Source organism: Segniliparus rotundus DSM 44985 (assembly GCF_000092825.1).
GTDB lineage: Bacteria > Actinomycetota > Actinomycetes > Mycobacteriales > Mycobacteriaceae > Segniliparus > Segniliparus rotundus.
The window spans coordinates 722,041-746,987 of sequence record NC_014168.1 but is presented as its reverse complement, the minus strand read 5'-3'; the positions used below and the strand labels follow the sequence as shown (position 1 = coordinate 746,987).

Annotated in this window: 23 protein-coding genes and 1 pseudogene; 9 read left to right on the top strand and 15 right to left on the bottom strand. The window is 68.3% G+C overall.

The genetic code is table 11. The features are described from left to right. Window positions 1-10 precede the first annotated feature (10 nt). Entirely contained in the window at window positions 11-1,783 is a 1,773-nt protein-coding gene (gene argS / locus SROT_RS03835) for an arginine--tRNA ligase (RefSeq protein ID WP_013137693.1), read from the top strand. Window positions 1,784-1,837: 54 nt separating this feature from the next. Here argS and SROT_RS03830 read toward each other — a convergent pair whose 3' ends face one another. Then, the gene (locus SROT_RS03830) at window positions 1,838-2,485 is read right to left on the bottom strand and encodes an FMN-binding negative transcriptional regulator (RefSeq protein ID WP_013137692.1); all 648 of its coding nucleotides are present in this window, start codon (window positions 2,483-2,485) and stop codon (window positions 1,838-1,840) included. Window positions 2,486-2,599: 114 nt separating this feature from the next. Here SROT_RS03830 and SROT_RS03825 point away from each other — a divergent pair, with 114 nt between their 5' ends. Both SROT_RS03825 and SROT_RS03820 read left to right on the top strand, forming a co-directional pair. After that, on the top strand, window positions 2,600-3,001 hold the full coding sequence (locus SROT_RS03825; protein WP_013137691.1) for a hypothetical protein: 402 nt from the start codon (window positions 2,600-2,602) through the stop codon (window positions 2,999-3,001). Between the two features lie 9 nt (window positions 3,002-3,010). Then, window positions 3,011-4,033: an o-succinylbenzoate synthase gene (locus tag SROT_RS03820; RefSeq protein ID WP_013137690.1), complete on the top strand. Its 1,023-nt coding sequence runs from the start codon at window positions 3,011-3,013 to the stop codon at window positions 4,031-4,033. On the opposite strand, the gene SROT_RS03815 is transcribed toward SROT_RS03820, so the two are convergent. Further along, complete coding sequence (locus SROT_RS03815; RefSeq protein ID WP_013137689.1) at window positions 4,030-4,485, bottom strand: SRPBCC family protein; 456 nt, start codon at window positions 4,483-4,485, stop codon at window positions 4,030-4,032. The two genes, SROT_RS03820 and SROT_RS03815, sit on opposite strands and share 4 nt — an antisense overlap. A 37-nt stretch (window positions 4,486-4,522) precedes the next feature. On the opposite strand from SROT_RS03815, the gene SROT_RS16670 reads away from it, so the two are divergent. Further along, window positions 4,523-4,663 (top strand): hypothetical protein, encoded by a 141-nt coding sequence (locus SROT_RS16670; RefSeq protein WP_187288060.1) that lies wholly within the window; start codon window positions 4,523-4,525, stop codon window positions 4,661-4,663. Window positions 4,664-4,679: 16 nt separating this feature from the next. On the opposite strand, the pseudogene SROT_RS03810 reads toward SROT_RS16670, so the two are convergent. Continuing rightward, window positions 4,680-5,191 (bottom strand): annotated as a pseudogene (locus SROT_RS03810) (helix-turn-helix domain-containing protein). Window positions 5,192-5,322: 131 nt separating this feature from the next. On the opposite strand from SROT_RS03810, the gene SROT_RS03805 reads away from it, so the two are divergent. Next, the gene (locus tag SROT_RS03805; protein WP_013137688.1) at window positions 5,323-5,925 is read left to right on the top strand and encodes a class I SAM-dependent methyltransferase; all 603 of its coding nucleotides are present in this window, start codon (window positions 5,323-5,325) and stop codon (window positions 5,923-5,925) included. On the opposite strand, the gene SROT_RS03800 is transcribed toward SROT_RS03805, so the two are convergent. The 11 genes from SROT_RS03800 to SROT_RS03750 all read right to left on the bottom strand — a co-directional run bounded on the left by SROT_RS03800 (window position 5,922) and on the right by SROT_RS03750 (window position 19,082). Then, entirely contained in the window at window positions 5,922-6,392 is a 471-nt protein-coding gene (locus SROT_RS03800; RefSeq protein WP_013137687.1) for a hypothetical protein, read from the bottom strand. The genes SROT_RS03805 and SROT_RS03800 overlap by 4 nt on opposite strands. A gap of 55 nt (window positions 6,393-6,447) precedes the next feature. After that, window positions 6,448-7,413 carry a type VII secretion protein EccE gene (gene eccE, locus SROT_RS03795; RefSeq protein ID WP_013137686.1) on the bottom strand — a complete coding sequence of 322 codons (966 nt, stop codon included), beginning with the start codon at window positions 7,411-7,413 and terminating at the stop codon, window positions 6,448-6,450. Then, the gene (mycP, locus tag SROT_RS03790) at window positions 7,410-8,837 is read right to left on the bottom strand and encodes a type VII secretion-associated serine protease mycosin (protein ID WP_013137685.1); all 1,428 of its coding nucleotides are present in this window, start codon (window positions 8,835-8,837) and stop codon (window positions 7,410-7,412) included. Before mycP ends, eccE begins: the two co-directional genes overlap by 4 nt. Then, window positions 8,834-10,330, bottom strand: a complete 1,497-nt coding sequence (gene eccD, locus SROT_RS03785) for a type VII secretion integral membrane protein EccD (RefSeq protein WP_013137684.1) — start codon at window positions 10,328-10,330, stop codon at window positions 8,834-8,836. Before eccD ends, mycP begins: the two co-directional genes overlap by 4 nt. Continuing rightward, window positions 10,327-11,238 carry an ESX secretion-associated protein EspG gene (locus SROT_RS03780; protein ID WP_148223332.1) on the bottom strand — a complete coding sequence of 304 codons (912 nt, stop codon included), beginning with the start codon at window positions 11,236-11,238 and terminating at the stop codon, window positions 10,327-10,329. The genes eccD and SROT_RS03780 overlap by 4 nt, the downstream gene beginning before the upstream one ends. Window positions 11,239-11,360: 122 nt before the next feature. Next, entirely contained in the window at window positions 11,361-11,648 is a 288-nt protein-coding gene (locus SROT_RS03775; RefSeq protein WP_013137682.1) for a WXG100 family type VII secretion target, read from the bottom strand. Window positions 11,649-11,702: 54 nt separating this feature from the next. Further along, on the bottom strand, window positions 11,703-11,996 hold the full coding sequence (locus SROT_RS03770) for a hypothetical protein (RefSeq protein ID WP_013137681.1): 294 nt from the start codon (window positions 11,994-11,996) through the stop codon (window positions 11,703-11,705). 60 nt (window positions 11,997-12,056) lie between these two features. Next, a complete protein-coding gene (locus SROT_RS03765; RefSeq protein ID WP_013137680.1) occupies window positions 12,057-12,365 on the bottom strand; it encodes a PE domain-containing protein in 309 nt (102 codons plus the stop codon). Beyond that, window positions 12,362-16,414 (bottom strand): type VII secretion protein EccC, encoded by a 4,053-nt coding sequence (locus SROT_RS03760; protein ID WP_013137679.1) that lies wholly within the window; start codon window positions 16,412-16,414, stop codon window positions 12,362-12,364. The genes SROT_RS03765 and SROT_RS03760 overlap by 4 nt, the downstream gene beginning before the upstream one ends. Further along, on the bottom strand, window positions 16,411-17,934 hold the full coding sequence (gene eccB / locus SROT_RS03755; RefSeq protein ID WP_013137678.1) for a type VII secretion protein EccB: 1,524 nt from the start codon (window positions 17,932-17,934) through the stop codon (window positions 16,411-16,413). Before eccB ends, SROT_RS03760 begins: the two co-directional genes overlap by 4 nt. Before the next feature lie 92 nt (window positions 17,935-18,026). Next, window positions 18,027-19,082 (bottom strand): alpha/beta hydrolase, encoded by a 1,056-nt coding sequence (locus SROT_RS03750; protein ID WP_013137677.1) that lies wholly within the window; start codon window positions 19,080-19,082, stop codon window positions 18,027-18,029. Between the two features lie 308 nt (window positions 19,083-19,390). Between SROT_RS03750 and SROT_RS03745 the strand changes: the two genes are divergently transcribed. Continuing rightward, on the top strand, window positions 19,391-19,768 hold the full coding sequence (locus tag SROT_RS03745; protein WP_013137676.1) for a hypothetical protein: 378 nt from the start codon (window positions 19,391-19,393) through the stop codon (window positions 19,766-19,768). Further along, window positions 19,765-21,270 carry a (2,3-dihydroxybenzoyl)adenylate synthase gene (locus SROT_RS03740; RefSeq protein ID WP_245535353.1) on the top strand — a complete coding sequence of 502 codons (1,506 nt, stop codon included), beginning with the start codon at window positions 19,765-19,767 and terminating at the stop codon, window positions 21,268-21,270. The genes SROT_RS03745 and SROT_RS03740 overlap by 4 nt, the downstream gene beginning before the upstream one ends. Window positions 21,271-21,333: 63 nt before the next feature. Here the strand turns inward: SROT_RS03740 and SROT_RS03735 are convergent, their stop codons facing one another. Further along, window positions 21,334-22,635, bottom strand: a complete 1,302-nt coding sequence (locus SROT_RS03735; protein ID WP_013137674.1) for a salicylate synthase — start codon at window positions 22,633-22,635, stop codon at window positions 21,334-21,336. Between the two features lie 88 nt (window positions 22,636-22,723). Here SROT_RS03735 and SROT_RS03730 point away from each other — a divergent pair, with 88 nt between their 5' ends. Next, window positions 22,724-22,960, top strand: coding sequence for an MbtH family protein (locus SROT_RS03730; protein WP_013137673.1), 237 nt, complete (start codon window positions 22,724-22,726; stop codon window positions 22,958-22,960). Beyond that, on the top strand, window positions 22,950-24,767 hold the full coding sequence (gene eccA, locus SROT_RS03725; RefSeq protein WP_013137672.1) for a type VII secretion AAA-ATPase EccA: 1,818 nt from the start codon (window positions 22,950-22,952) through the stop codon (window positions 24,765-24,767). Before SROT_RS03730 ends, eccA begins: the two co-directional genes overlap by 11 nt. The last annotated feature ends 180 nt before the right edge of the window (window positions 24,768-24,947 follow it).

Here is a 24,947-nt window from a genome sequence, read left to right as displayed (position 1 = left end):
TTGGCACCCGATGTCTGCCGAATCCTCCCCCCCCGCCGTTCCCCTCGCCGCCCAAGCCGAAGCAGCCGTGCGCGAGGCGTTCAAAGCCGCGCTCGGCGAGCAGGCCGCCGGAGCAGACCCGGTCATCCGGCCCTCCGAGCACGCCGACTACCAGGCCAACGGCGTTTTGGCGTTGGCGAGGCAACTCAAAGCCAACCCGCGCGAGCTCGCCGGGAAGGTCGCGGCGCGACTGGAAAGCTCCGAGCTGTTCGCGCAGGTCGAGGCCTCCGGGCCTGGATTCCTGAACCTCGTGTTCGCCGACAGCGCCCTCACCGGGCAGCTCGCCGAGCGGCACGGCGACCCTCGGCTCGGGCTCGGCGCGCCCAAGCAGGGCCGCACCACTGTGATCGACTACTCCGCGCCCAACATCGCCAAAGAGATGCACGTCGGGCATCTGCGCTCCACGATCATCGGCGACGCGCTCGTGCGGCTCTTGACCTTCACCGGCTCCCAGGTGATCCGGCAGAACCATGTCGGCGACTGGGGCACCCAATTCGGCATGCTCATCGAGCACCTGCTGGAAAACCCGGACGTGCGCGGCGGCGACGAGGACGGGGACACAGCGGCCATTTCCCGGCTGGCCGCCCTCTACAAAGCAGCACGCGCCCGGTTCGACACGGACGAGCAGTTCCAAGCCCGCGCCCGCCAGCGCGTGGTCGCGTTGCAATCCGGGGACCCCGAGACGATCGCGGGCTGGCAGGAGATCGTCGCCGAGTCCAAGACGTACTTCGGCGAGATCTACACGAAACTCGGGGTGCTGCTCACCGACGACGACATCGCCGGGGAAAGCAGCTACAACGACGAACTGCAAGGGATCGCCGACGATCTGGAGCAGCGCGGCGTCGCGGTGCGCTCGCACGGGGCGCTGTGCGTCTTCTTCGACGACGTCGTCGACAAGGACGACAAGCCGGTCCCCTTCATCATCCAAAAATCCGACGGCGGCTTCGGCTACGCGGCCACCGACCTCGCGACACTGCGGCACCGGGTGCGGGACCTGAAGGCCACACGCCTGCTCTATGTGGTGGGCTCCCCCCAGGCCCTGCACTTCAAGATGGTGTTCGAGACCGCTCGGCGGGCCGGATACCTGCCGGACGGCGTCGAGGTGGCGCATGTGCAATTCGGCTCGGTGCTCGGCGCGGACGGCAAACCGTTCAAATCCCGCGAGGGCGAGACCATCCGGCTCATCGCCCTCCTGGACGAGGCCGTGGCGCGCGCCAAAGCGACCATCGCGGAGCGCAGCCCGGAACTCGAGCCGAACGCGCAGGAGCTGCGCGCCCATGAAGTCGGGATCGGCGCGGCGAAGTACGCGGACCTGTCCACCTCACGCACCCGCGACTACGTCTTCGACCTTGACCGCATGTTGTCCTTGCAAGGCAACACGGGCGTGTACTTGCAGTACGCGCACGCGCGGATCCGTTCCTTGCTCGCCCGGGCCGGGGAAGCAGGCCCGGCGCCCGAGGGGGTCCCGGCGCCGCTGGAGCCCGCAGAACGCGCGTTGCTGCTCGCCCTTGACGAATTCGGCGATGTGCTCAAGTCGGTGGACGAAAGCTTGGAGCCGCACCGGCTCTGCGCCTACCTCTACACGCTCGCGCAGGCGTTCTCGGACTTCTACGAGGCATGCCCGGTGGCCAAGGCGCCCACTGCGGGGCAGCGGAGGCTGCGCACAGCGATCTGCGAGCTCACTGGCGACACGCTCGCCCTCGGCCTCTCGTTGCTCGGGATAGCGGCCCCCGAACGCCTCTGAGGAGCGGTCGGGACAGTTTTCCGGGCGGGTCGTCGCGTCTGCTGCCTCGGGGACTCATGCCCCTTGTTCGCCGGACACGGCGAGCACAGCCGCCATATGCTCGGCAGCAGCCGCCGCGCCCTGGTCTCGCAAGCCTGCCAGCACGCCCGCTTTGTCCGCGGCGGAGCGGTTCTGGCTCCATTTCGCTTTCGCTTCGACGGACTCCACCCGCATTTCGACCCCCACGATGGCGCACAACTGCCCGTCGATGTATTCCTCGGGGGCGTCGCCGACGCCCCAGGGCGTGCTCATTGCCTGCTCCTGGACGTCTGTCAGTTGGGAGACGACAGAGCGCACCCAGGCCGCGTCGTCCCGAACACAAACCCTCCCCCGCAGTTGCACAACCGAATAGTTCCATGTCGGGACGACACGCGCCCTGCCGCCCGCGCCGTGCTCGCGTTTGCTCGCGTACCAGCCTGGGGAGACATACGCCTCGGGGCCTTGGACGACCCAGAGTCCTGGTGCGCCCGAGCTGATCGCGGCGGCCTGCGGGTTCGCCTTGGCGAGATGGGCGACGACCGTGTCCCCGGACCAGAGGATCGGCAACAGCGTGGCCTCGATCCGAGCCGGGGACGCAGTGACCAGCGTCCCCGAGCCCACCTGAGCGACGAAAGCCCGGATCGCGGCTTCGTCGTGGACTTGATGGGGCCTGGGGTTGTACATCCTCCCAGGATACGAACTCCGCGACATGCCAGTTCGGCGTATCTGGCGTCTCATTCCGAGCATGCTCCGGGCCGCCTCCCACAGGTTCTCGCCGTTGCGCCTTATATTCCTCCCATGTTGAAAACGCCGTTTCGCTTGGGCGTCGTCGGGCTGGCAGCCCTCGGCGCGGCCGGATATTTCGGCAAGGACAAGGTCGAGGAGTTCGTGTTCGGCGACACCACGTACGAGGTCACCGGATCAGGGCAGGCGAAAGCTGTGGTGAGCTACCGCAGCGGGACGACGGAGCAGATCACCAAAGAGGTCGATCTGCCGTGGAAAGAGACGGTGCGCCTGGGCGAGTCGTGGGACAAGGCCAGCGTCACGGTGACTCCGAAAGACGCCGCTGGGGCTTTCGCCGGAAAATTCACCTGCTCGATCACCCACAACGGCAAGCGGGTCGGCTGGGCGGCGAGCTCCTTCGTGCCCAGCACCTCCTGCGCCGCTTTGCCCGTGCAGCCGATGGGCGGGCAAGAGTAGTCTCTTCTCATGTTTGCGACGCCGCTCGGATCCGTGCCGGTCGCACGGGCGGATTTTCTCTCGGTCGCGTTCTACTCGATCCCGCTGAACGTGCGGTTCCGAGGCGTCACCGTGCGCGAGGGCGTGCTCTTGGAGGGGCCAAACGGCTGGGGGGAGTTCTGCGCCTTCGACGACTACGACGACCAGGAGTCACTGCCCTGGCTGCGCACAGCGCTTGAAGCAGCCCTGGAGGGCTGGCCCGCGCAGATCCGCCGCGTTGTCCCGGTGAACTCGATCATTCCTGCCGTCGGCCCGGACGAGGCGCGCCGTCGCGCGCTGAGCGCCCGTTGCGCGACCGCGAAGATCAAAGTCGCCGACCACCCCGATTCTCTCGCCGAAGACCTCGCGCGGGTCGAGGCGGTGCGCGACGCCCTGGGGCCGGGAGGGCATGTGCGGATTGACGTGAACGGCAAATGGGATGTGGGCACCGCGCGCAAGCACATCCCGCTCCTGGACAAAGCGGCGGGCGGATTGCAGTACGTCGAGCAGCCGTGCTGGACGATCGACGAGCTCGCCGCCGTTCGCAAAGCAGTGGATGTGCCGATTGCCGCGGACGAGTCCATCCGGCGGGCGGAGGACCCGCTGAAGGTGGCAGTCGCGGGAGCCGCCGACGTTGCCGTCGTCAAATGCACGCCGCTCGGCGGCGTGCGCCGCGCCTTGCAGGTGGCCGAGGCGGCGGGCCTGCCGACTGTCGTCTCCTCCGCGGTGGAGACGAGCGTCGGGCTCGGCGCGCAGCTCGCCTTGGCCGCCGCGCTCCCCGAACTGCCCTATGCCTGCGGGTTCGGCACCGGCGCTTTGCTGACAGGAGACCTCGTGGCGCCCGAGGCCGCCCTCGGCCCCAAGAACGGTTCCGTCATGGCGCCGATGGGACCGCTCGCCCCCGACCCAGAACTTCTCGCGCGCTGGACGATGCCGGACCCGGCGCGAGTGCAGTGGTGGTCGGACCGGCTCGACCGCGTCCTCGCGCTGCACAACGCGCAGCGAGGCCGTTAGCCTTCGGACGGCTGGGCCCACGGCTCCACTGACAGCGGTTTCCCGGTTTCCATCAGCGTCTTAAGGTTGGACAAGACGGCGGGCCAGCCGCCCTCCACCGCCTGCAGCAGCACTGCCTCGGGCAGACCCGCGTGGGTGAGGACAAGCTTCACAATCGTGCCTCGGGGCTGGATGTCGAAAGAGACCTGGGAAGCGACGTTCGGCGAGCTCGGCTCGGCCCATGTCGTCACCAATCGGCGCGGAGGGTCGCTCTCCACAACTTCCCCGAGCACGTCGACGATTCCCGAACCGTCTGTCCGACGATGCTCCCATGACGAGCCGACCTGCCAGTCGGACACGTTGCGATGAGCCCAATAGGCAGCCGTGACATCGTCGTCGGTCAACGCGTGCCACACCTTTTCCGGGGTGGCTTCGATGTAGAGGACGTACGTGTAGTCGGTATGCGCGGACATGCCTTCGATCCTAAGCGCACGATGGCGAATGCATTTTGTGCGCATCACGGTGAAGAATCGTTTCGAGCTGTCGATGTCTCCTCTGCCCGTTCGTCGTTATGACGAGGCCGCCGCAGAGCTGCCTGCCGTCGACGGCCTCGCCGAACACAACCGTTCCGTGCGGCCGGGGGCTTTTTGACGCAGGTTGGGCAGGGCTAGGGCACCACAAGGTCGTCCAGCTGCCGCATCCGCTCCCCGTTCGGACCATAGATCACGATGGACTCGGCGGGCTCGGGGCCTGCGCTGGTGAACCAATGCGGCACATGCGTGTCGAACTCGGCGACCTCGCCCGCCCCCAGGACGAGGTCGTTGCCGTCGAGCACCAATCGCAACACGCCGTTCAAGACATACGTCCACAGATAGCCGTCGTGCGAGCGTGGTTGGGGCTGCTCGTCGCCCCGGCTCGGCGGATGCACGACTTTGAGCGCTTGCAGACCGCTGGTTCGGCGGGTGAGGGGAACGACGACTTTGCCGTCCCGGCGAATGGGTTTCAGGTGCACTCGTGGATCACCGGTCGGCGGGGGGCGACAATGTCGTCCAGCGCGACTCGGTACAGCCTCGCGAGCGGCAGGAGCAATTCCAGGCTGGGTTTGCGCTGGCCGGATTCGAGCCGGGACAAGGTGCTTGTGGTGATGCCGGTCGCTTCGGCGACGTCGCGCAATGTCATCGACCGCTGACCGCGCAAAAGACGCACCCTCGGGCCGATTGCATCGAGCGGGGCAAGATCCACGCATTCATTATTGCATTTTTCGCAATTTTTCTTGCATATACCTCAGGACGAAGGCAGCATGCTTTGTCATGGACCAAGACGACTGGAACGAGCTCTATCAAGAACACGAGCACATCTGGAGCGGGCTGCCGAACGCGGCCCTGGTCGCCGAGGTGTCGGACCTTGCTCCCGGCCTCGCGCTCGATGTCGGCTGCGGCGAGGGCGGCGACGCGTCCTGGCTCGCTGAGCACGGTTGGAAGGTGGTCGCGGCCGACATTTCCTCCGTCGCCATCGAACGCGCCGCAGCAGCAGTGCCGCAGGAGTCGGTGACCTGGTTGTGCGCCGATCTCGTCGCCTGCCCGCCAGAGCCAAAAAGATACGACCTCGTCTCGCTCCAGTACTACCCGCTGCCGCTCGCAGCGGGCGAACAAGGCGCGAGCGGTTTCATCGAAGCAGTCGCCATCGGCGGCGTCCTGCTGGTCGTCGGCCACGACATGCACCAGCACGCGCAGCACCAGCACAAGGACCCCCGCTTCAATCCGGCCGACTACTACGTCCCGAGCCAGATCGCCGACCTGCTCGACTCCGACTGGGAGATCCTCATGCACGAGGCCCGCCGCCGCGAGCGGCCGCTGCCCGATGGGAGCGAGGCTCCTGACGATCTTGTCCTCAAAGCGGTCCGGAGGCGTTAGTTGTCGTTCCGGCGGAACCGCACGAGCAGGGCGAACTGCCCCAAAAGCGAGAACGCGGCGAAGACCGCCCGCAGATACGGGTAGGCGGGGCGCACCGCGGTGCCGTCGTCCCGGATGGCGACATATGCGAACGAGGTGGCTTGGGCGTCGGCGACGAGGAAGATGACCACCGACATGAGCGCCACCGGGACGCCGATCCGGAGCAGCCAGGAGCGCCACATCGTCTCGGAGCTGCGCAAAAGCGGCCCTGCGCCAGCGGCGATGGCGACGGTGAGCGCCAGAATGAACAGCCACGGCATCTGTGGCCGGATATGCGGATGCGTGTCGAAGACGAGCGCTCCGGTGACGAAGTCGGTCGCCAGGAACGCGCCGCACAGCGCGTCGGCAGCCGCCACAGCGACCAAAATCCACAGCGCCCGAGGCCCGAGCGAGTCCGCCGCGCCCCTGATGCGCTCAGCAATCTTCACGGCTGACGATTCTGGTCGAGCCAGCCGCAAAGGTCAAACCCGCCCATGCCCGGGGTCAACGGGAGAGCGGCGCGGTCGCGGTCGGGGCCAAAGCGGCCAGAGCGGGAAGATGGTCGCCTCGGCGCGGCTGCAGCCCCGCGGGCAACAGCTCGACGACGCCCTTTTTGCGCAGGGCGCAGGCGACCACCAGGTCTGGGTCCGCCGGTTCGCCGGTGAACTCGAGGACCGTCCACGTCTCCCGCGCCGGGTAGGCGGCGATCTCGGCGAGCACAGCCCCGAGATCGCCCTTGGCCGCCACAGCGTACGCGGAGACCCGCTCCTCGCCGACGACCACGCCGTTCCAGTCCTCTGCGCCGTCGTCCGCGCGGAGCCCGTCGATCGGGCTCGGCGCAGGGGACCCTTCTCGGTGTTGGGCGTCATCAGCGTGCTCCGCTTGGGGGTCCCGCCCGCTCGAGGAAGAGAAGCCTTCCTCACGCAGTTGCGCCGCAAGCCTGCGGCCAGTGGCCTCGGCGAGCTCGTGCAGCTGGATACGGGGGGAGCGGGCGCGCAGCGCGACGAGGTTCTGCACCGCGTCCACCACAAGAGTGATCCATGCTTCCTGCTCGTCGCCCACGCGACGGAAGGCCACCCGCACAGCGGCGCAGCGCACACCGTAACGGTCGAGGTAGCCAGCGATCAACGAGAGCGGAAGCCAGTCCGCCGGACCGGCGCCGGCAGGCGCGGCGACGCGGATCAACGCCGTCGCGCGGGCCGCCGCCCGTTGCTGGTCTTTCGCCGCCGCGTCCGCATCCCCCTGCTTGACCAGACGCTTGCGCGAGGAAAGCGCGAAACGGCGGCGCAGGATCGTGCTGATGTGCGCGCCGCCCCAGCTCGCGAGCACGAGGAACACAATTGCCGCTGCGACGCCGACGAACCACCCGGAAGCCGGGCGCCACGGCACACTGGAGAAACCTGCGGCGAACACCAGGGCGAGGACGAGCGTCGCCCTCGCCCGACTCGGCCGAGCAGGAGCAATGCTCACGAGATATCTCCTTTTTTCCTTCGCAACGTGGCGATCGCTGCCGCCGCGCCGATCACCAAAGCCAACATCCCCGTCCCCACGAGCGCCACGGTCTTGGGCAACCGAGGGTCCTGCGGCGGGGGCGGCGGGGGCGCTATCTGCTTCACCTTTGGCGCAGGCGGGCGCATCGCCGCATCACTGGGGGCGTGGGCTTGTCCTGCGGGCAGGTCCCAGGTCAGCGCCGCGAGCGGGTCGACCGTCCCGAAGCCGACGAGGCTGGAGGGAAGCCGGGCCGCGTTGTGCGCGGTCTGGGTGATCCTGTTCATCACCTGATACGCGGTCAATTGGGGGTATCTGGACCGCACCAAGGCCGCCACCCCTGCGATGTACCCGGCCGCGTACGCGGAGCCTTGCACCGGGACGGGCTTGCCTTTTTCGTCGAGCAAAGCGTTCGCGACGCTCACGTCAGGGGCATTGGAGAGCGAGACCACCGCCTCGCCCGGCGCGGCGGCGCCCACCCACGGGCCTGCGAGCGAGGACTTCGAAGTGCGTCCTTGCGGGGTGAGCGAGCCCGTTGACAGCACATACGGCTGCCACAACGACGGGAGGGAGACGGTCTCGACGCCAGCCCAGTCCCGCAAGTCCCCTGGACGGCCCGGGCCGGTGATCGGGTTCGCCGAGCAATTCGCCTGGTCTGTGTCCCCGGCAGCTGCGACGACGACCACGTTCTTGTCCTCTTCGGCGTAGCGCACGGCGGCGCCGACCGCCGCGATGTCGTTGACGGTCACGTCCGCGGGGATGCACAGCACTGAGCTGACCACGATCACCGTGGCGCCGAGGTCCGCGGCGCGCACCACCGCGCGGGCGAGGGCCTGCGCGGACACGGAAGCTTGCGCGAGCATCGGATTGTCGCCGGGGGTTTTGAGATTGAACATCGCGGAGGAGACGCGCAACGACAAAATCTTCGCCGAGGGCGCGATCCCGATGAAGCCGTCGCCGGGCGCTGGCTGCGCCGCGATGACGCCCGCGACGAGCGTGCCGACGCCGTCGCAGTCATTGAGCCCGTCGGTCTGCCCGACGTAGTCTCCCCCTCCGGCGAGCTCGGGCAGCCTGGGATTGCGGGCCACCCCGGTGCCGAGGACCGCGACCGTCTGCCCCTCTCCCCTCGCGAGCCGCTGCGCGGCAGGCAAGTCGAGGGCGGCAAGGTCTGGCGGCAGGCCGGTCAAAGCTTGATCGGGGACGCCTCCGGCGAGGACGCAGGCTCGGCGCTGCTCCATCGGCTGCGGCGGAACCGGAGCCGTGTTGGCGGGCAACGCCCCCATGTCCACCACGGGCGGACCGGAGAACGGCGCGGCGGCGGACGGCGGCAGGGAGACGGCTGTCAGCGCGGCGAGGACAGCGGTGAGCGCCAGGGCGCGCCTCGCCCGGTGCGCGCCCGCCGTCATCCGGCGAGCACCCACTGGAACACGCCGCACAGGTAGGCGATCACCGGGATCAGCGACGCGTCCAAGGCGAGGGCGAACAGATTCACCGCGCGTCGGGCGGGCAGCGAGTAGCCTTCGGGGTCTGCGAGCTTGGGCCGCGCCGCGACCACGAGCCATATGGCGGCGATCACCCCGAGCACGCCCGCCAGCACGAGCGCCCAGAGCCATTGCCCTGCTCGTGCGGCGATCCCCGCGCCGAGCGCCGCGACGAGTGCCGGGGCGGTGACAAGCCATGCTTTGGCAGCGGCGCCTGCGGGCACCCTGGCTCGCAACACAGTGGCCGACAGGGCGGCGAGCGCCACATACCAACGCCAGAAGTTGCCCGACCCAGCGCCGTTTGCCGCCGTCGGCAGCAAGCAGAGCACACCCAAGACGAGGGTTGATGTCGCACCAGCGATCAAACCTGTGTGCAGCGACGCGGCCCGGCTCGCCCGGCGCGGCAGATCCGCGAGCACCGTCTTGTCGTTCGGCGCGGGCAAAGGATCGCCCGGCGCAGGCAGGTCCGGCAAAGGCAGGCGGGCGAACAGCACAGACAGCGCGGGCGCCGCGACCGTCAACGCGAGTCCGAGCAGGATCAGCACACACGGCGAGGCAGGCGAGGAGATGTGCCAGAGGACCTGCGCGCCGCAGACAAGGACATGTGCGAGGCCGAAGGCCGCCACTGCGGTGAAGAACGCCGTGGAGCGCTCGGAGCCGAGCACACAGAGCACCGCCCATGTGGTCGCGGCCGCGGCGGCGAGCAGAAGCTGCGCCGGTCCGAACGGGCCAGGGACGAGCGCGGCCGCCGCGGCGGTCACCGGGAACAACGCCACAAGAGGCAACAGCACTGCGGCGCTGGGCACAGCCGAAGCCTCCGGGGAGCGCCGCGAGCGCAAAACCAGGCTCGCCGCCACCGCCGCCACTGCGACTCCGACGAGCGCGCAGCGCGCAGGCACACCGCCGCCGTGAGACCACCAGGCCGAGGCGACCACGGTGAACAGCAGCAAGAAGACCGCGGCCGTCACGCGGGCAACGCGCTGGGTGAGGCCGACGTTCCAACCAGGTCCGACTCGCGCCCCGGCGAGAGCCGCCGCATCCGCGACGTCTTCCACCACGCTGGCAGCCGCAGGCCCGGCGGGCAACGGCTGCAGCGCGAGCAGGTCGCCGTCGACGATGCCGACCGCGTCCAATGTGGCGTCCAGGCTGAACGGCGCGCCGCCGAGCGGAGCGAGGCTGAGCCGTCGCCCGTCCGGGGTGGTTTCGTCCGGCGAAGTCGGAGCGACCAGTCGGCGCACCGCCGGGATGATCTCACGAAGCGGCAGGTCGGTCGGCAAGGCAAGATCAGCCAGTTTGCCGTCGCCGAGCACGGCGACACGAACCAACGGCGAAGCAACCCCCCCGCTCGCCGAACTCGCGGGAGCTTCCCCCGACCATGCGTTGTCGTGCGAGTTGGCCAGGGTCGAACCCTCGGTCATCGAGCCTCTTTCCATTGACTGTCAGTGGTGCTGGAGAACTTTCCCCCGCACTGTTTCTCTTCGTTCCGCTCTGCTTGAGCAAGCTGTGTTTCGGCGAGCTGCTGCACAGCTGCCGCGATTGCCGGGGTGGTGCCCGGTGAAAACGTCGAAAGCCATTGGCCGTCCGGGGCTCGCGAGGGCGCGACGAGCACACGGCCAAGGGCGGTGTCGAGCACGCCGATCCCCACGCGGTCCGTTTTGCGCAAGCGCGCGCCGAACGAGATCTCCACAAAGGAGCGGCGACCGTCGAGCATGGCCTTGAGCGTGGTCCGAGCCTCTTCGGAAAGGCCGAGTTCGGCGAGCACCGCCTCTGGGGCTGCTCCGCGCCGCAGCCGTTCGTCCGCCTTCGCGCCTGCCGCGGTCGGCAGTGCGAACTGCCGGAACTTCGCGGGTTTCGCCCCTGGCAGGCCTGCGGTGAGGACGCTGGCGAGCGTCTTCGGGTGCGGGGAACCGAGCTGGGTGAACGTCACGAGCCCGCCCGCCCGCATCGCGACGACTGTCTGGCTGTCGTTGTGCGCGATGAACGCGTGGAGCTGGTTGGAGCCCACGTCCATCACGTTCTTGTCGCCGCGCACGGTGCGCGCCTCGAAGAACTGCTGCGCGGCGCACACAGCGCTGACCCACGAGGCGACCCGCTTGTCGACTTTGCCGTCCGGGCCGATGACCCCGAGCTCGACAAGTTCTTGGCGCACATGGCTGATGACTGGTTCCGCGACGTGCCCTGGGGCGAACGGAGCAGTGATGAACAGCGACGAAGGGTACTCGCCTGCGCCGACGAGCTCGGCGACGAGCCATGCCTGATGCAGAGTCAGTTCCACCGCGTCGAACGAGTCCGGCGTGGCGGAACGTGATGTGCTACGGGGTTCCATGGAAATTTTCACGTCGCTGTTCGATTCGCCCGCAAGCGGTCGCCCAGCCCGACCCGAAAGCTCCGCCAGGCCCATGCCGCCCACGCGCCTGGCGCGGTGGGGCTGTTATCGGGCACCGCGGCTCACGCCCATTTGGCTCCTTCGGCCATGTCGCGGGCGTTCATCGCGAGCGTGTTCTGCTCATGCGCGCTCGCCATCGCCCGATACGCCATCACCAATTCCTCCATGCTCTGATTCCACCGCGCCTGCCACGCCTGATAACTCGAACCCGTGTCACCCTGCCAAGCACCCGCCAACAAAGCCTGCTCGCTCGCCACGTCCGCGCCCACCACCTGCAACGCCGCCGCGTACGAATTCATCTCCGCAGCCTGCGCCAACATCGCCGGATACGTGTACATAATCTGCGTCATAAAACAACCTTCCTCACGAAAAACCGGGAAACATTCCCAAAAAAACAGGAACAATCACACCACCGAATACGACGAAGCCGCAGCCGCGTCCTGCGCCACATAACTCCCGCTCGCATCCGCCAAATTCGCCTGCGCCATATCCAACAACACATTCACCCGCGCCGCGACCTCCACAAACCGAGCATGCGCCGCCTGGAACGCCACCGCCGCCTCACCCCGATGAAACGCCTGCGCCCCCAACGCCGCCGACTCCGCCTGCGCCATCGTCGACCGCATCAACCCAGCCTTCGCGCCGAACGCCCCCTCCGACGCCACCAACTGCGGAATATGCGCATCCAACAAACTCATAGAAACTCCTTCTCCATCTTCAAACGGACAATATTGTGAGGTTTCGGCCCTTGCGGGCCGTCACCCGATCTCTGCGGAATACACAGCGGCTGCCGCGAGGTCGCCCTCGAGGTAGCTGGCTCCGGATTCAGCGACGCCGAGGCTGGAGCTGCCCAGTTCGGCGACACCTGTGGCTCCGGAAATCTGGCGCTCCGCCCCCTGAGCGGAAAGCTTGCTTGCGGCAGACAGCGAGACCGCGTCGATCGCGGGCGGCGCCACTGCCGTGATAGCGGGAGCCGCAGCGGCGTGCGCCGCAGCGAGACGAGCCGTGATCCCCTCGACAAGGGAACTGACCGCCGTCATGCCCTCCGGCAATGTTCGCAAGATCATCGGCGACCTTCCTTTCTCTTTTCTGCGCTCTGCGCGTTTGCGAGCTGGATGAAAGCGGGGACGTCGTCGTCGCCCACGAGAACCGCCCGGCCGGGCGGGAGACGGGAAAAGCGGTGTCCTCGAATCTTACCGCTGTCATGCGGGTTCCCGCTGAGCATCAGTGTGTTCGCCTGCAAGTCCACCAAGGCCCGCAAGAGCGAATTCGTCATCACTGTGTGCCCGGAGCCTGCCGCTCTTGCTGTGACGATCACTCGCAATCCGAGGTCAGCAGCCGAAGCCAACAAGCTGATAATCCCCGACCAGGGGCGTTGCCCGATATACGGGCCGCTGAACGCCGGGGCGTCGGGTATCTGGTCCGCGTCGTCGATGAGGAGGTAATGCGTCTGCCCTGGGTCGCTCGCGGTCACGGGGAAGGACCAGCTGCGCAACTGCTGCGCCGAGAGGCCAGCGGGGGGCCGGCGCTGCTCCAGGAGCGCGGTGAGCCCCAGCATCGCCGGGATGACCCGATCAAGGTGGGTGGTGTGCTCGTTGTCCGCGAAGAGGGGCTCGTCCACCAGCCGCAGCCGCCGGTCGACCACCGTGAACGCGACCTGGTCCGCGGTGCTGTTGTCACGGACAGAGCGGATGATATGGCGCAGCAAGGTGGTCTTCCCTGACGCGCTGTCGCCCAGGACCAGCAGCAATGGGTTCGCGGCGAAGTCCACCGCAGCAGGGGCGAGGTCTTCTTCGCGGCGGCCGATGACCAACAGATCGGGCTCGGGCAGAACCGGCTCGAGGTCCGCGGGGTCCAAGGAGGCCGGCAGGACGCGCACTCGCGGAGCCCCGACCCCCGGATAACGGTCGTTGAGCAGGCGCACCGAGGCAGCGGTCGCAGCCGTGAGCCCCGCATCCGTGTCCTCCTCGTCGAGCCGAGGCGCCGCGAAGAGGAAATGCTCCGCAGAGGGGGTGAGCCCTCGTCCCGGCTGGTCGGCTGGGACGAACTCCGCTGGTTTGCGCAAAGCCTCCGGGTCGCGGACGTTGCTGTCGCGCGGATCGGTGAGCCGCAGCTCCAGCCGCAAACCCAATCCGTCGCGCATCGCCAACGGCACGTCGATCCAGTTGGCCGTCGTCACGAGGACGTGTATCCCGTAGGCAAGACCTGAGTTCGCGAGCTCAGAGACCTCGGCGAGCAGCGGATTCTTCGTGGTGAACTGGTCGGTGTTGGCCCTGCTGAACGCCGAAAGGTCGTCCAGCAGCAAGAACACGTCGCCGAACCCGTCGGCGAGGGCGGGCTCGGTCTTGCGGCGCTGGCGGAACTGCTCAATCGAAGCCACCTCGTGGTCCCGGAAGAGCCGCCGCCGGGCGGCGAGGAGCTGGCGCAGCTCGGCGAGAATCCGCCGGACGAGCTCATCGTCATGCGGGGAGGCCACAGCAGAGACATGCGCGAGCGGAGCGAGCGCGCTGTGCCGACCGCCGCCGTAGTCGAGGATGTGGAACTGGACGTCCTCAGGGGAGCAAGCAGCGGCAGCCGAGAGCACAACGGTCATGAGCCCGCTGGACTTGCCGGACTTCGGGCCGCCGTGGATCACGATGTTGCCCGCCGCGGAGGCGGCGTCGAACACCAACGGATCGCGGCGCATCAAGAACGGGCGGTCGATCTCGCCCACCGGCCAGCACAACGGACGGAGGCTCGGGGCGTTCGCGCCGACGCGGCGCAGGAGCCCGCCGAGCGAGACGGGGGTGTCCAACGGAGCAAGCCAAAGCTCCGGGGCTTTGGGGCCGAGTTCGGCGAGCTGCTCGCCGATGACTGCGATGAGCTTGCGCGCCTTGGCGATCGGCGCGGGCCCGTCGGGCGCCTCCTCAGTTTCGGGCTGGTCCGGCGCGGCCCACGCGGCGGTGAAACGCTTCGGCTCGGCCGAGGCGTACGGCTTCGCGGCGGCGATGGCCCTCGGGGGTTCGTACACGCCGTCGACGTAGGAGGCGCGGAACTTGATGGGCATGGCTCCTGGCGAGGGCACGAAATAGCCGACGCCTTTGTGCTCCTTGCCGGATTCGATGTGGTACGCGTCCTCGACCCCGATGACTTGACGGGACGAGGCGGGGCTCGCCACCTTCAAGCCGATCCGGTAGGAGGTGTTCTTGTCGATGTCTTTGATCCGACCGATGTCGAGCGTCTGGGAGGCGAAAAGGATATGCACCCGCAGGGAGCGGCCCTTGCGGGCGACGTGGTCGAAGAGCTCCGCGTACTCGGGGTGGTCGGCGAGCATGAGGGTGAACTCGTCCGCGACGATGAAGAGGGTCGGAATCGGCGGCAGGTCGTGGCCGTGGGCTATGGCGTTCTCGTATTCGGCGACCGAGTTGAACGCGCTGCCCTGCACTTGGCGGCCCGCTTCGCGCAGCTGCTGCTCGCGTCGGGCGATTTCGCCGCGAAGGGTGTCGGAGAAACGGTCGGCGAGCGAGCGTTTCTCGGCCATGTTCGAGATGACGGCGACGACTTGCGGGAATTCGCGGAAGATGTCGGCTCCCGCCTCACCTTTGAAGTCCAGGTAGATGACGATGAGCCGGTCTGCGGGATGCGTGGTGAGGAGCGAAAGGAGGATCGCCATGATCGTCTGGGACTTTCCAGAACCAGTCATGCCGATCATGAGGCCGTGCGGCCCCATGCCGCCTTCTGCTTCGTCCTTCAGGTCGAACATGAGCGGCTCGCCCGTGCTTGTGACCCCGATGGGGACCCTCAGCTCGCGGTCGCGCGATCTCCTGGACCACAAGGAGGTCACATCGAGGTCGGCGGGGTCCTCGATGCCCAGCAGGGCCGGGAAGCCCGAGCCGTGCGTGCTGGAAACGCGGGAGTCCACGGCCACGGGGCCGGAGTCCCAGCGTCCCAGCTGCCGGGCGAGGTGCGCGGCTTCGGACGGCTCGAGCGTGTCCGCGCGGGCGGCGTAATCGCGCCAAACGCCGTGCTTGTACTGCTGGAGCGAACCGTTTTCGACTTTCAGGACGAGGCGGGCATGGTCGACTTCTTCATCCAGGCCAGGCTCCTCTTCTGCCCGGCGGATGAGGACGACCCCCGCGTATCCTTCGGGCGGCAGCACAGCGTCCGGGCGCCATGCCGGGTCGTCCACAACGATGAGGACATGCCCGAGAGCCGCTGGTCCCCCGCCGCGCGGCGGGCGCCCTTGCAGCACGTCCGCGACAAGTCCGGGCAAGGCGCTCGCGTCGGCGGTGAGCCGCCGGGCCGGGCCGAGGCCGTCTGCTTTGCCGGGGATGTCGGTGTGCGGGAGCCATTTGAGCCACGTCCATGCGGGCGAATCGATGTGCGGGCTCAACGCGGCGACGGCGAGCACGGCGGGATCATGCCAGCATGTCGCGTTGGCGATCCAGGCGGAAAGGGCTTCGCGCACCTCGTCGGCGGGGCCGTGCACGACGATCTCGCGGATTGCGGCGAGGTCGATGGTCACGGGGGCGTGCGCGAGGTCGCGATGGGCTTCGATGAGCGCGGCGAGGCTGGTTTGGCACACTGGCTCCAAGTCGGCCTCGTCGCCGCTCTCGCCGACCCGCAGGGCCGCCGCGGCAGGCACGTCGCCAAGGCCGACGCGAACGACGAGGAAGTCCGCGTCGCCAGGATCGCGCTCCCACTGCCGCCGCGTCCCGGCGACGGCGGCGAGCCCGGTCGGAGCCGGATGGGACCATTCGAGCGCCGCGCGTTGCGCGTTCGCGGCGGTTCGGGCTTCGCTGCGCACCCGAGACAGGTACCGCAAGTAATCGGCGCGTTCCGCGTCCACTTCGGCGACCGGCGTTCCAGAACCCGAGCCCCGGAAGATGCCGGTGGCGGCAAGCAGCAGGACGAAGGGGAAGAACAACGTCTGCGGCGTGATGAGGCGCATGCCTGTGGCGAACAGGGCGACGACCATGCCGACGACAAGGGCGCCGATCACCCACGGCATCGCTCGACGAAGCAGCGACGGCGGAATCAGCCGCGGCAGCTCCGGCGGCGGCTCCACCACGATCACACCGGTGCGCGCGTCGGGCGCGGGCAACCTCCGCTTGGCTTCAAAGAGAACGCGGGTCACTGCCCCAGCTCCTGCGCGGAGACCCGGCCTGGGCGAGGATCTGCGGGAAGACTGTCATGGGCGAGCAGGGCGTCGGCTCGCGAAAGGGTCGGCCCCGGGGCCAAGAGGCGCAGAACCGACCAGGGGATCGGCAGCGCGGGCTCACGCAGGCCGAGCGCTTCGAGCGGCTTGCTGTCCTTGTCGTTCGTGTCGACGCCGTAGCGAACACCCGTGTCGGAAATCCAGAACAACGCCTCACGGGTGGGGGAAGCGGCCTCTTGGCCGACGACTTGCGCGAGATAGCCCGTGCCGGGCGTGATCGCCACGCGGTCGGCAGTTCCGGGCGTGCCCGAAGCGACCAAGCTCACCGCCTTGTCTGGAGCGTGTGTCGGCAGCGCGGCGCCGGAGAGCAGCGTGAGCGTGGAGACGGCCGAGGCATCTGGCTTCGACCAGCGCGCGCAGAGCACTGGCGCGGCGGCGGGGTTGATGACCTTCACCGGGTCCGCGGGGTACACGGACGTGTCGATCCGGTTCGCGACGGGAAGCCGGGAGATCTGGTCCGGAGGCAGCACCGGCACTGCGGCGAGCCCGTAGGAGTTCGTGTTGCGCAGGACCGAGGCGAGCACGCGTGGGATCGGTTGCAAACCTTCCTGCAGCACAGCGTAGTTCTGCGTCCGGCCGTCGAGCGTCCGGGCCGCGACGACCGAGCCGATCGGCCGGTTCAAGGCGAACCGGGGCTGCTCGCCCGCGCCGGGGAGGACAGGCGCGCTCAGCCGCGGGCCTTCGGGAATGACGTCGACCAATGCCTGCGACAAGACCCGTGGCGCCGGTGAGTCCGGCTCCACGCCCAATGCCGAGGTGACCGCGCGGTCGGCGAGGTCGATCCTGGCGCGGTGCCCGTCCCAGACCAGCCAGGCGGCGCGCGCAGTCCGCGCGAGCACCGCCTGATCGCCGGAGAACGCGGCGGCCTTGCCCTCGCCCGCCGCGAGGGGGCCGGCGATCACCGTGACCGAAGGCATGACGCCGTGGGCTGGCGGCGGCGCCGTGTCGCAGACGGTCCATTGCGCGTCGCGCTCGTCGCTTTGCGCCATCCGCTCCGGAGCGCCGGGGATGCCGAGGACATTTCCCCTGCGGAACTGGTCGAGCTCGGCGCCGCGAACCCAGGTCGGGCTCTCCGATCGACCGATGGCGAGGCGAGCGGAGGCGAGGTTGAGCACCGGATGCACTGTGTCGCCGAGCCGGAGGTACAAAGCGGCGGTGCTCTTGTCCGCGAGCACAGCGTGCTCGCTCGCCGCGCCGACCGGGCTGATGAGCGAGAACACAAAACAGCCGACGACGCCCGCGACAAGGAGCAAGAGGCCCAAGCTGAAAGCGCGGGACTGGGAGCGCAACGGCTCGACCAGCATTCTTGTGTCGTGCAGAGCGACGCCGGAAGCGGCCCGGCGCAACATGAACCGCCAGCCCGTGACTTGGTGCCGGGTCACGAAGCCGCGCCGAGGCTCGGGGGGTTCCCCGGCAGCTTGCAGCACGGATTGCGACAAAGTGGTACCTCCAAGACACGACTGAGCAGGGCTGAGTTAGGTAAGCATTACATAAACTCCTGGTGCGGGCAAGCTCTTGTGGCGAGGCTCGCTCACACGCCGCGCACCGCGAGGTCCGAGCGTCCGGCGAGCACACAAGCCATGTTGTAGCCGGTGATGCGCAGTTGGCCGTTCCCGCCGAGCCTGGGATAGTCCGCGTGGCCGATGGCGCTGTCGTGGGCCTGCCCGTCGCCCGGCCCGACAGCGGCGCGCGTCGCGAGCCGCTGAATCCAGGGGGCCTCGACCACGGGGGCGCTGAACCAGCGGTTCACCTTTCGGATCATGTCCCCGACCGCCTGCATCGCGAACACATGCCCCGGTTCGACGCGCAGCTGCTCGGCTGACCCGGCCTTGATGCCCGGCGAACCGAAGAAGACAACATCTTGGACCGCGCCCCTCGGCAGGGACTGCAAGGCGAGCGACGTGGTGAGCGAACCGTACGAATGGCCGAGCGCCGTGATCGCGGGCCGATGCGCGCCCTGCGTCGCCGCATGGCGGAACGAACCCACAAAACGAGCGAGATCCACTGCGCCCCGCTTCGCGTGCGCGACGCTCAAAAGCCGGAGCGCGCCCACCGCGCCGTCCCCCCAACCAGGGCCGAACCTCCTGCTCTGCATCATTTTCAGATCCAGCTCGGCATGCGGCGTCTCATATCCGATCCATGCCGCGCAGGCCACTGTCTCGGCCGAACCCTCATTGCGCAGGATTGTCGCCGCGCAGTCTCGCAGCGCCTTCGCCTCCCGCGCCATGTCCACCATGCTCCGCCCCGGCGTGGTGTTCATCCCCGGCACCGCGATGGAGATCCGATCCGCCGTGTCGACGTCGCCGACCGCGACCGCGGCCTTGCCCCGCGCCCCGGTGCGCATGTCCAGAAACACCAGTTGCGCTCCCGGATGCTCGGCGAGAGCCTGCTCAATGGCGTCGAGGTCTTCGAGTTTTCGCTGCGCGTACCACAGGTCGGAGTCGCAGTTGTCGAACCAGCCCTCCCATCGGCGCCGGGCCGCGATCATTTCATGCAGCCTCGCGCGCTCCGCTGTCAGCCTCGCGCGCTCATCGAGCAGCAACTCGCGGTTCTGCGTGTCGAGGGCGGCGGCGGTCAGCACCGTCATAGCTGCGAGGTTACACGAGACGGGCGGGAGCGAACCCCCTCTGCGCCCACGGCGGGGAACGGGGCTGAGAGCGGGGACCGGGCGCCGGCACGCGGCGGCGGATCGTTGACGTGAGACCGCGGAGAAACGTGCGCCAGGGGAAGTTCCGAGGGGGACGGCTCTCGCAGAGACGGTTTTCCGAGGAGACGACATGGGAAGATCGGCGAAGGCAGCCGCGCTCGGCATGGTTGCGGAGTCCGCGTTGGCGGCTCCTGCGGCGGCCGCCCCGAAGCCGCTGCCCTAATGGTTCCTGGAGGCGCGCCGGGCGGATGTCCGGCGGACGCGGCGGGCAACAGATGGTCGTTTTCGGCGCCGCCGCCCAGGCGCAAGCCGCGGAGCAGGCCCTTCAAGCGTCTTCGGGGCGGTCGCAGATTTTCTGCGTCCCGCAGTGGCGCGCCCGCGCAGTGGCAAAAATTCGGGCGGGCGGCACGAGGCCACAGCGCAACATAGGGTACCCTTACTTTTGTTTGGGCAGCCTTCCTGGCCCGGACATCACAACACGAGAGATCGAGCTGATGAACATGCCGAGACAACTCACGAGCCCGGGCGTTTTGCGACGTGGGGCCGCGTGTGACGAAAAGAGCCGCCCGCACCTCGCCTGGTCGGCGCGCAGCGGCGGCAAGCACCGCGCATGGGAGGCGATGTGAACACGAGCGCGCTCGGAGCGCTCCTCTCCCGGGCCGTCGAGCGCTGGCCGGATCGTGTCGCAGTGGCGCAAGGCGAGCGGACGCTCACCTACCAAGAACTCGAAGACGAGACACAGGCTTTCGCCAGAGGCCTCGCCGCGTTCGGTTTGGAGCCTGGCGAGAAAGCGCTCCTCCAAGTTCCGAATTCGCCTGAATTCCTGATCGCGCTGTTCGGCTCCCTCGCCGCAGGCGTGGTGCCCGTCATGTGCTTGCCCGGACACCGCGACGCCGAGCTCAACCATTTCACCCAGATCTGCGGGGCAGTCGCGCACCTGACCACACCGCAGATCGCCAAGCTGGTCTCGCCCCCGGTGCGCGCCCTCACCATCGACGTGGTGCTCGCGGCAGGCCAGGCGTACGCCGAATCGAACAGCGCGCCGGCGATCGACCCGGCGGCGCCTGCGCTCCTCCTGGTGTCGGGAGGCACCACGGGGCTGCCGAAACTCATCCCGCGCACCCATCGGGACTACTGGTACAACCTGACTGCGGCAGCGCAGGCCTGCGAGCTGTCCGAGTCGGACGTGTATCTCGCGGCGCTGCCCGTCGCGCACAATTTCCCGCTCGCCTGCCCTGGGGTCCTCGGCGCCATCAGCCTCGGCGGCACGACGGTTTTCGCCTCCGACCCCAGCCCCGAGGCGGCGTTCGCCGCAATCGAGCAGCACGGCGTCACGGTCACCGCCCTGACCCCGCCGCTCGCCCAGCTGTGGGCGGCGGCAGCCGAATGGGAGTCCTCCGACTTGAGTTCGCTGCGACTTTTGCAGGTGGGCGGCGCGAAACTCGAATCCGAACAGGCCAGGGAGATCCAAAACGCCCTCGGAGCCACGCTGCAGCAGGTGTTCGGCATGGCCGAAGGCCTGATCTGCTGCACCCGGTCGGACGACCCCGAGGAACTCGTTTTCACCACGCAGGGGCGCCCTATGTCCGACGAGGACGAGGTGCGCTTGGTGGATGAAGAAGGGGCGCAGGTTCCTGAGGGCGAGATCGGCGAGCTCGAAGTGCGCGGCCCGTACACGATCACTGGCTACTACAACGCGCCGGAAGCGAACGCGCGCTCGTTCACGCCGGACGGCTTCTATCGCAGCGGCGACCTCGCCAAGCGGCTTCCGTCCGGGCATCTTGTCGTGGTCGGGCGGGTCAAAGATGTGATTAACCGGGGCGGCGAGACGATTTCCGCCGAAGAGATCGAAGGGCATCTGCTCGCGCACCCCCAGATCAGCGCCGCGGCGGCGGTCCCGTGCCCGGACAAGTACTTGGGCGAGAAGGTCTGCGCGGCAGTCGTGCTGCGCCCGGAAGACGCCGGCGCGGGCCAGCTGGAACTCCCGCAGTTGCGGGCCTTCCTCGCCGAACGAGGCTTGTCCGTCGAGAAACAACCCGATGTTCTGTTGCGACTGCCTTCGCTGCCCATGACAGCGGTCGGCAAAGTGGACAAGCGCGCCATAGCGGCCCAGCTCGCGCACGCCTGAGCGCGCCGGGCCGGGGCGGGGCGATCAGGCGCGCCGACCGCTCAGCCCCGGCCTTTCCGTTCGCTATTGTTTCGCGATGAGGTGCTCCGCGACGCACGCGAGCTTCTCGCACGTCTCCTCGAACTCGCGCTCCGGCGTGGACTGCCCCACCAAACCCGCCCCGGCGCGCAGCCACGCCCGTCCGTTTTCTTGGTAGACCGCGCGAAGCACCAGCGCCGCGTCGAGACCGCCGTCCCGGTCGGCCGAGAACACCGAGCCTGAGTACAAGCCCCTCGAGGGGCCGTCGAGCCGCAGGATCGCGTCGACGCCCTCAGCTTTGGGGAGCCCGGACGCCGTGACCGCGGGGAAGAGCGCCGCAAGGGCGTCCATGCGGCAACGCCCTTGGGCGAGCCGACCCCGCACCGTCGACGCGAGATGTTGGACGCTGCCCCGCTCGCGGACCACCATGAATCGCCCCACTTCGGCGCTCCCCGGTTCGACCACGCCGTCAAGGTCGTGCAACGACCCGCGCACCGAGATCGCGTGCTCGTGGATCTCCTTCGGATCGGATTCAAGCTCGCGTCGGGCGGCGAGATCTTCGCTCTCGCCCCGGCCGAAAGCTCTCGTCCCCGCGAGCGGCTCGGTGATCACCAAGCCGTCGGGCCGCACAACCGCGACCATCTCCGGGGAGAAGCCCAACGCCTGAACGCCGCCGAGGCTGAGCAGGAACGACCGCACCGGGGTGTTGTGCTCTCGGGCGCGCTCGTAGCTCGCCGGGAAATCCACCTCGAAAGGCAGGTCCACCCGTCGGGAAAGAATGACTTTCTGGTAGTCGCCGCGCTGGATCTCCGACACCGCCTGCGCGACCCGCTCCCGGTAGCCAGATGGGTCCAGGCGCACGTCCACCGGGGTCGGAGTCCGACCGGCACCGGCGAGCGGGACCTCAAGCGCCTCCGCCACCGCGGACCGCGCGGCTTCGTCTCCGGACTCCACGACGACCTCGTCGCCTTCGGCGCGCACAAGAACCTCCGGGGTCAGGAGTGTCGCGAGGGCCGTGTCGGGGGGAACCCGGTCCCCGAAGCCAGGCCGATACGCGCCGAACTCGAAAGCGACCCAGCCGAAGACGCGCTCGCCTTGCTCAAGGAGCCATGCCGAGGCCCGCTCCAACGCCTCCTCCGGGCGTCCGAGCCACGGCTCGGACAGCGCGGGAGCCCCGTCGCGGGAGAGGATCAACGAGCTCGCGGTGAGCTTCGCCGAGGCGAGCGCGCCGCCCGCGTACCACCAAACGCCTTCTCGCTCGTATACGACGTAGTCTTTGCGCAGTCCCGACGCTGCAATTCGAGCCATGATGGCAGGGGCGCTGGCGCGTGCGAGGACTTCAGGCATGTTTCGGCTCCGCATTCTAGAATTCAGGGGCTAGCAGTTCAATCCAACCTTTCTTAGGTTAGCATTGGCTTACATGAAAGGAGCAAACGTGCCGACAAATCCCTTCGACGACGAGCAAGGCCGTTTCTTCGTCCTCATCAACGACGAAGAGCAGCGCAGCCTGTGGCCAGTGTTCGCGGCCGTTCCTGCCGGTTGGACGATCGAACACGGAGCTCCGGACGGCGATTCCCGTCAAGCGTGCCTGGATTTCGTCGAGAGCGCATGGACGGACTTGCGCCCGCGCAGCCTGCGCGTCGCCATGGCCGGAGCCGCCAATGGCGCCTAGCTCCGAGACGGTGAGCCGTTTCGCGACCTGCTGCCTCGCGCTGGGCCTGCCCGTTCGGGGCAGGCGCCGCCCCGCCGACTTGGGCTCGGCCCGCTCCGGTTTCGCTTCGCTGGTCCGCGTCGCGCACGACGCGTGCGACGGATGGGTCGGCCTCGCCGCCGCAGGTGATCTTTCTCTCCCTGTGTTGGAGTCCATTGTGGCCAACTCGACGAACTCGGGAGAGTTGGCGAGGGAGGTCGGGCTGAGCCCCGAAGCGCTGGGCTTCCGCTACGAGTCAGGCCTTTACTTGCAACTGCGCGCAGCAGAACCGGCCGGGTTCCGTCTCGCGCTCGCCGCTGCGACAGCAGCGCAGGGGGACCTCGGCAAGGCGCATGAGATCGCCGCTGCCGTGCTGCAGGAGCAGCCCGGCAGATTCGACGCGCGCTGGCTGACCGCCGCAATCTGCTACCACGCCGCCCGCTGGCCCGACGTGGTCGCCTTGTTGACCCCGACGGTCGCCGAGAACAACGCCAATGCCGAGAATCCGGCGAAAGATCTCGACCCGACTTCCAAGCACGCCGCCCGGATCGCGCTCGGCATCGCCCTCGCCCGCCTCGGCATGCACTCCCCCGCGCTGTCGCACCTGGACGAGCCCCAAGGCCCGATCGCGGCCGCGGCCGCCGACGGAGCGTTGGCACGGGCGCTGTGCTTGCGCGCGCTCGACGACGAGGACGGCGCGCTCGAAGCCCTCCACGAGCTGTACGCCTCAGACCCTGGCAACGCGCAGGCCGAGCAGGCGCTCGGCGACGCGAGCTTCGGCCTGCCCACGACCACGGCGGCGCGGATCAACGCCCGCACCGACCCGTGGGACCCGGAAACCGAGCCGGACGAGCACGAGCACATCGATCCCGCGGCGGCGGAACGCAAAGCCGCGCTCCTCGACATCGCCGAACAGGAACTCGACCAATTCATCGGCCTTGACGAAGTGAAGGACCAAGTCGCGCGGCTGAAAAGCAGTGTGGCGATGGCGTTGCGCCGACAGGAGCGCGGGCTCGCCGTCGGACAGCGCGCGCACCACCTGGTCTTCGCAGGCCCTCCCGGCACCGGGAAGACCACGATCGCCAGAGTGGTCGCGAAAATGTACTGCGGACTCGGGCTGCTCAAGAAAGAGACCATCCGCGAGGTCCACCGGCCCGACCTGGTCGGCCAGCACATCGGTGAGACAGAGGCGAAAACCAACGCCGTCATCGACAGCGCCCTCGACGGCGTGCTCTTTCTCGACGAGGCCTATTCGCTTGTGTCCACCGGCGCGAAAAACGACTTCGGCCTGGTCGCGATCGACACGCTCCTCGCCAGGATGGAGAACGACCGGGACCGTTTGGTCGTCATCATCGCCGGTTACCGCGCCGAACTCGACCTGTTCCTCAGCGCGAACGAAGGCCTGCGCTCACGTTTCACCCGTTCCATCGCGTTCCCCTCGTACACCCCTGACGAGCTGGTGGAGATCGCCGTCCGGCTGGCGCATTCCAGGGACAGCCTGTTTGACGACGAGGCCCAGGTGGAGCTCGCAGGCGTGCTCGGCAGGCTCGCCAACAGCACCACGCCCGACCATAACGGAACACCGCGCCCCAGCATCGACATCGCCGGGAACGGCCGCTTCGTGCGGAACTTGGTCGAACGCTCTGAAGAAGAACGCGAACACCGGCTCGACCACACGGACAACGTGGACGACTTCACCGACGAGCAGCTGATGACCATCACCGTCGAGGACGTCCGCAACGCCGAGGCGATCCTTTTGCGCGGGCTCGGGTTGAGCGAAAAAACATGAGCGCGTCTGTCGCCGAACCCCATTTCCACAGCTTGCCGACAGGGGCGCCGGCGCAGCCCTTCTGAGCGCAGAGCCGAAAAGGACGGCTGGTCGCCGCCGTAGTCCTCTCAGGGTCCCCGACGCTCGTGCGGCCGACGTTTTTTCTCTGCGGATGCATTTTCTTTCTCTGCGGATGCATTT

Coding starts and splice junctions, on each gene's coding strand:
- mycP (WP_013137685.1), bottom strand. CDS start 8,837: ATGACGGCGGGCGCGCACCGGGCGAGGCGCGCCCTGGCGCTCACCGCT.
- SROT_RS03815 (WP_013137689.1), bottom strand. CDS start 4,485: ATGTCCGCGCATACCGACTACACGTACGTCCTCTACATCGAAGCCACC.
- SROT_RS03770 (WP_013137681.1), bottom strand. CDS start 11,996: ATGAGTTTGTTGGATGCGCATATTCCGCAGTTGGTGGCGTCGGAGGGG.
- SROT_RS03750 (WP_013137677.1), bottom strand. CDS start 19,082: ATGACGGTGCTGACCGCCGCCGCCCTCGACACGCAGAACCGCGAGTTG.
- SROT_RS03735 (WP_013137674.1), bottom strand. CDS start 22,635: ATGCCTGAAGTCCTCGCACGCGCCAGCGCCCCTGCCATCATGGCTCGA.
- SROT_RS03820 (WP_013137690.1), top strand. CDS start 3,011: ATGTTTGCGACGCCGCTCGGATCCGTGCCGGTCGCACGGGCGGATTTT.
- SROT_RS03745 (WP_013137676.1), top strand. CDS start 19,391: ATGTCCGGCGGACGCGGCGGGCAACAGATGGTCGTTTTCGGCGCCGCC.
- SROT_RS03765 (WP_013137680.1), bottom strand. CDS start 12,365: ATGATCTTGCGAACATTGCCGGAGGGCATGACGGCGGTCAGTTCCCTT.
- eccD (WP_013137684.1), bottom strand. CDS start 10,330: ATGACCGAGGGTTCGACCCTGGCCAACTCGCACGACAACGCATGGTCG.
- SROT_RS03780 (WP_148223332.1), bottom strand. CDS start 11,238: ATGGAACCCCGTAGCACATCACGTTCCGCCACGCCGGACTCGTTCGAC.
- SROT_RS03775 (WP_013137682.1), bottom strand. CDS start 11,648: ATGACGCAGATTATGTACACGTATCCGGCGATGTTGGCGCAGGCTGCG.
- argS (WP_013137693.1), top strand. CDS start 11: ATGTCTGCCGAATCCTCCCCCCCCGCCGTTCCCCTCGCCGCCCAAGCC.
- SROT_RS03830 (WP_013137692.1), bottom strand. CDS start 2,485: ATGTACAACCCCAGGCCCCATCAAGTCCACGACGAAGCCGCGATCCGG.
- SROT_RS03805 (WP_013137688.1), top strand. CDS start 5,323: ATGGACCAAGACGACTGGAACGAGCTCTATCAAGAACACGAGCACATC.
- eccA (WP_013137672.1), top strand. CDS start 22,950: ATGGCGCCTAGCTCCGAGACGGTGAGCCGTTTCGCGACCTGCTGCCTC.
- SROT_RS03825 (WP_013137691.1), top strand. CDS start 2,600: ATGTTGAAAACGCCGTTTCGCTTGGGCGTCGTCGGGCTGGCAGCCCTC.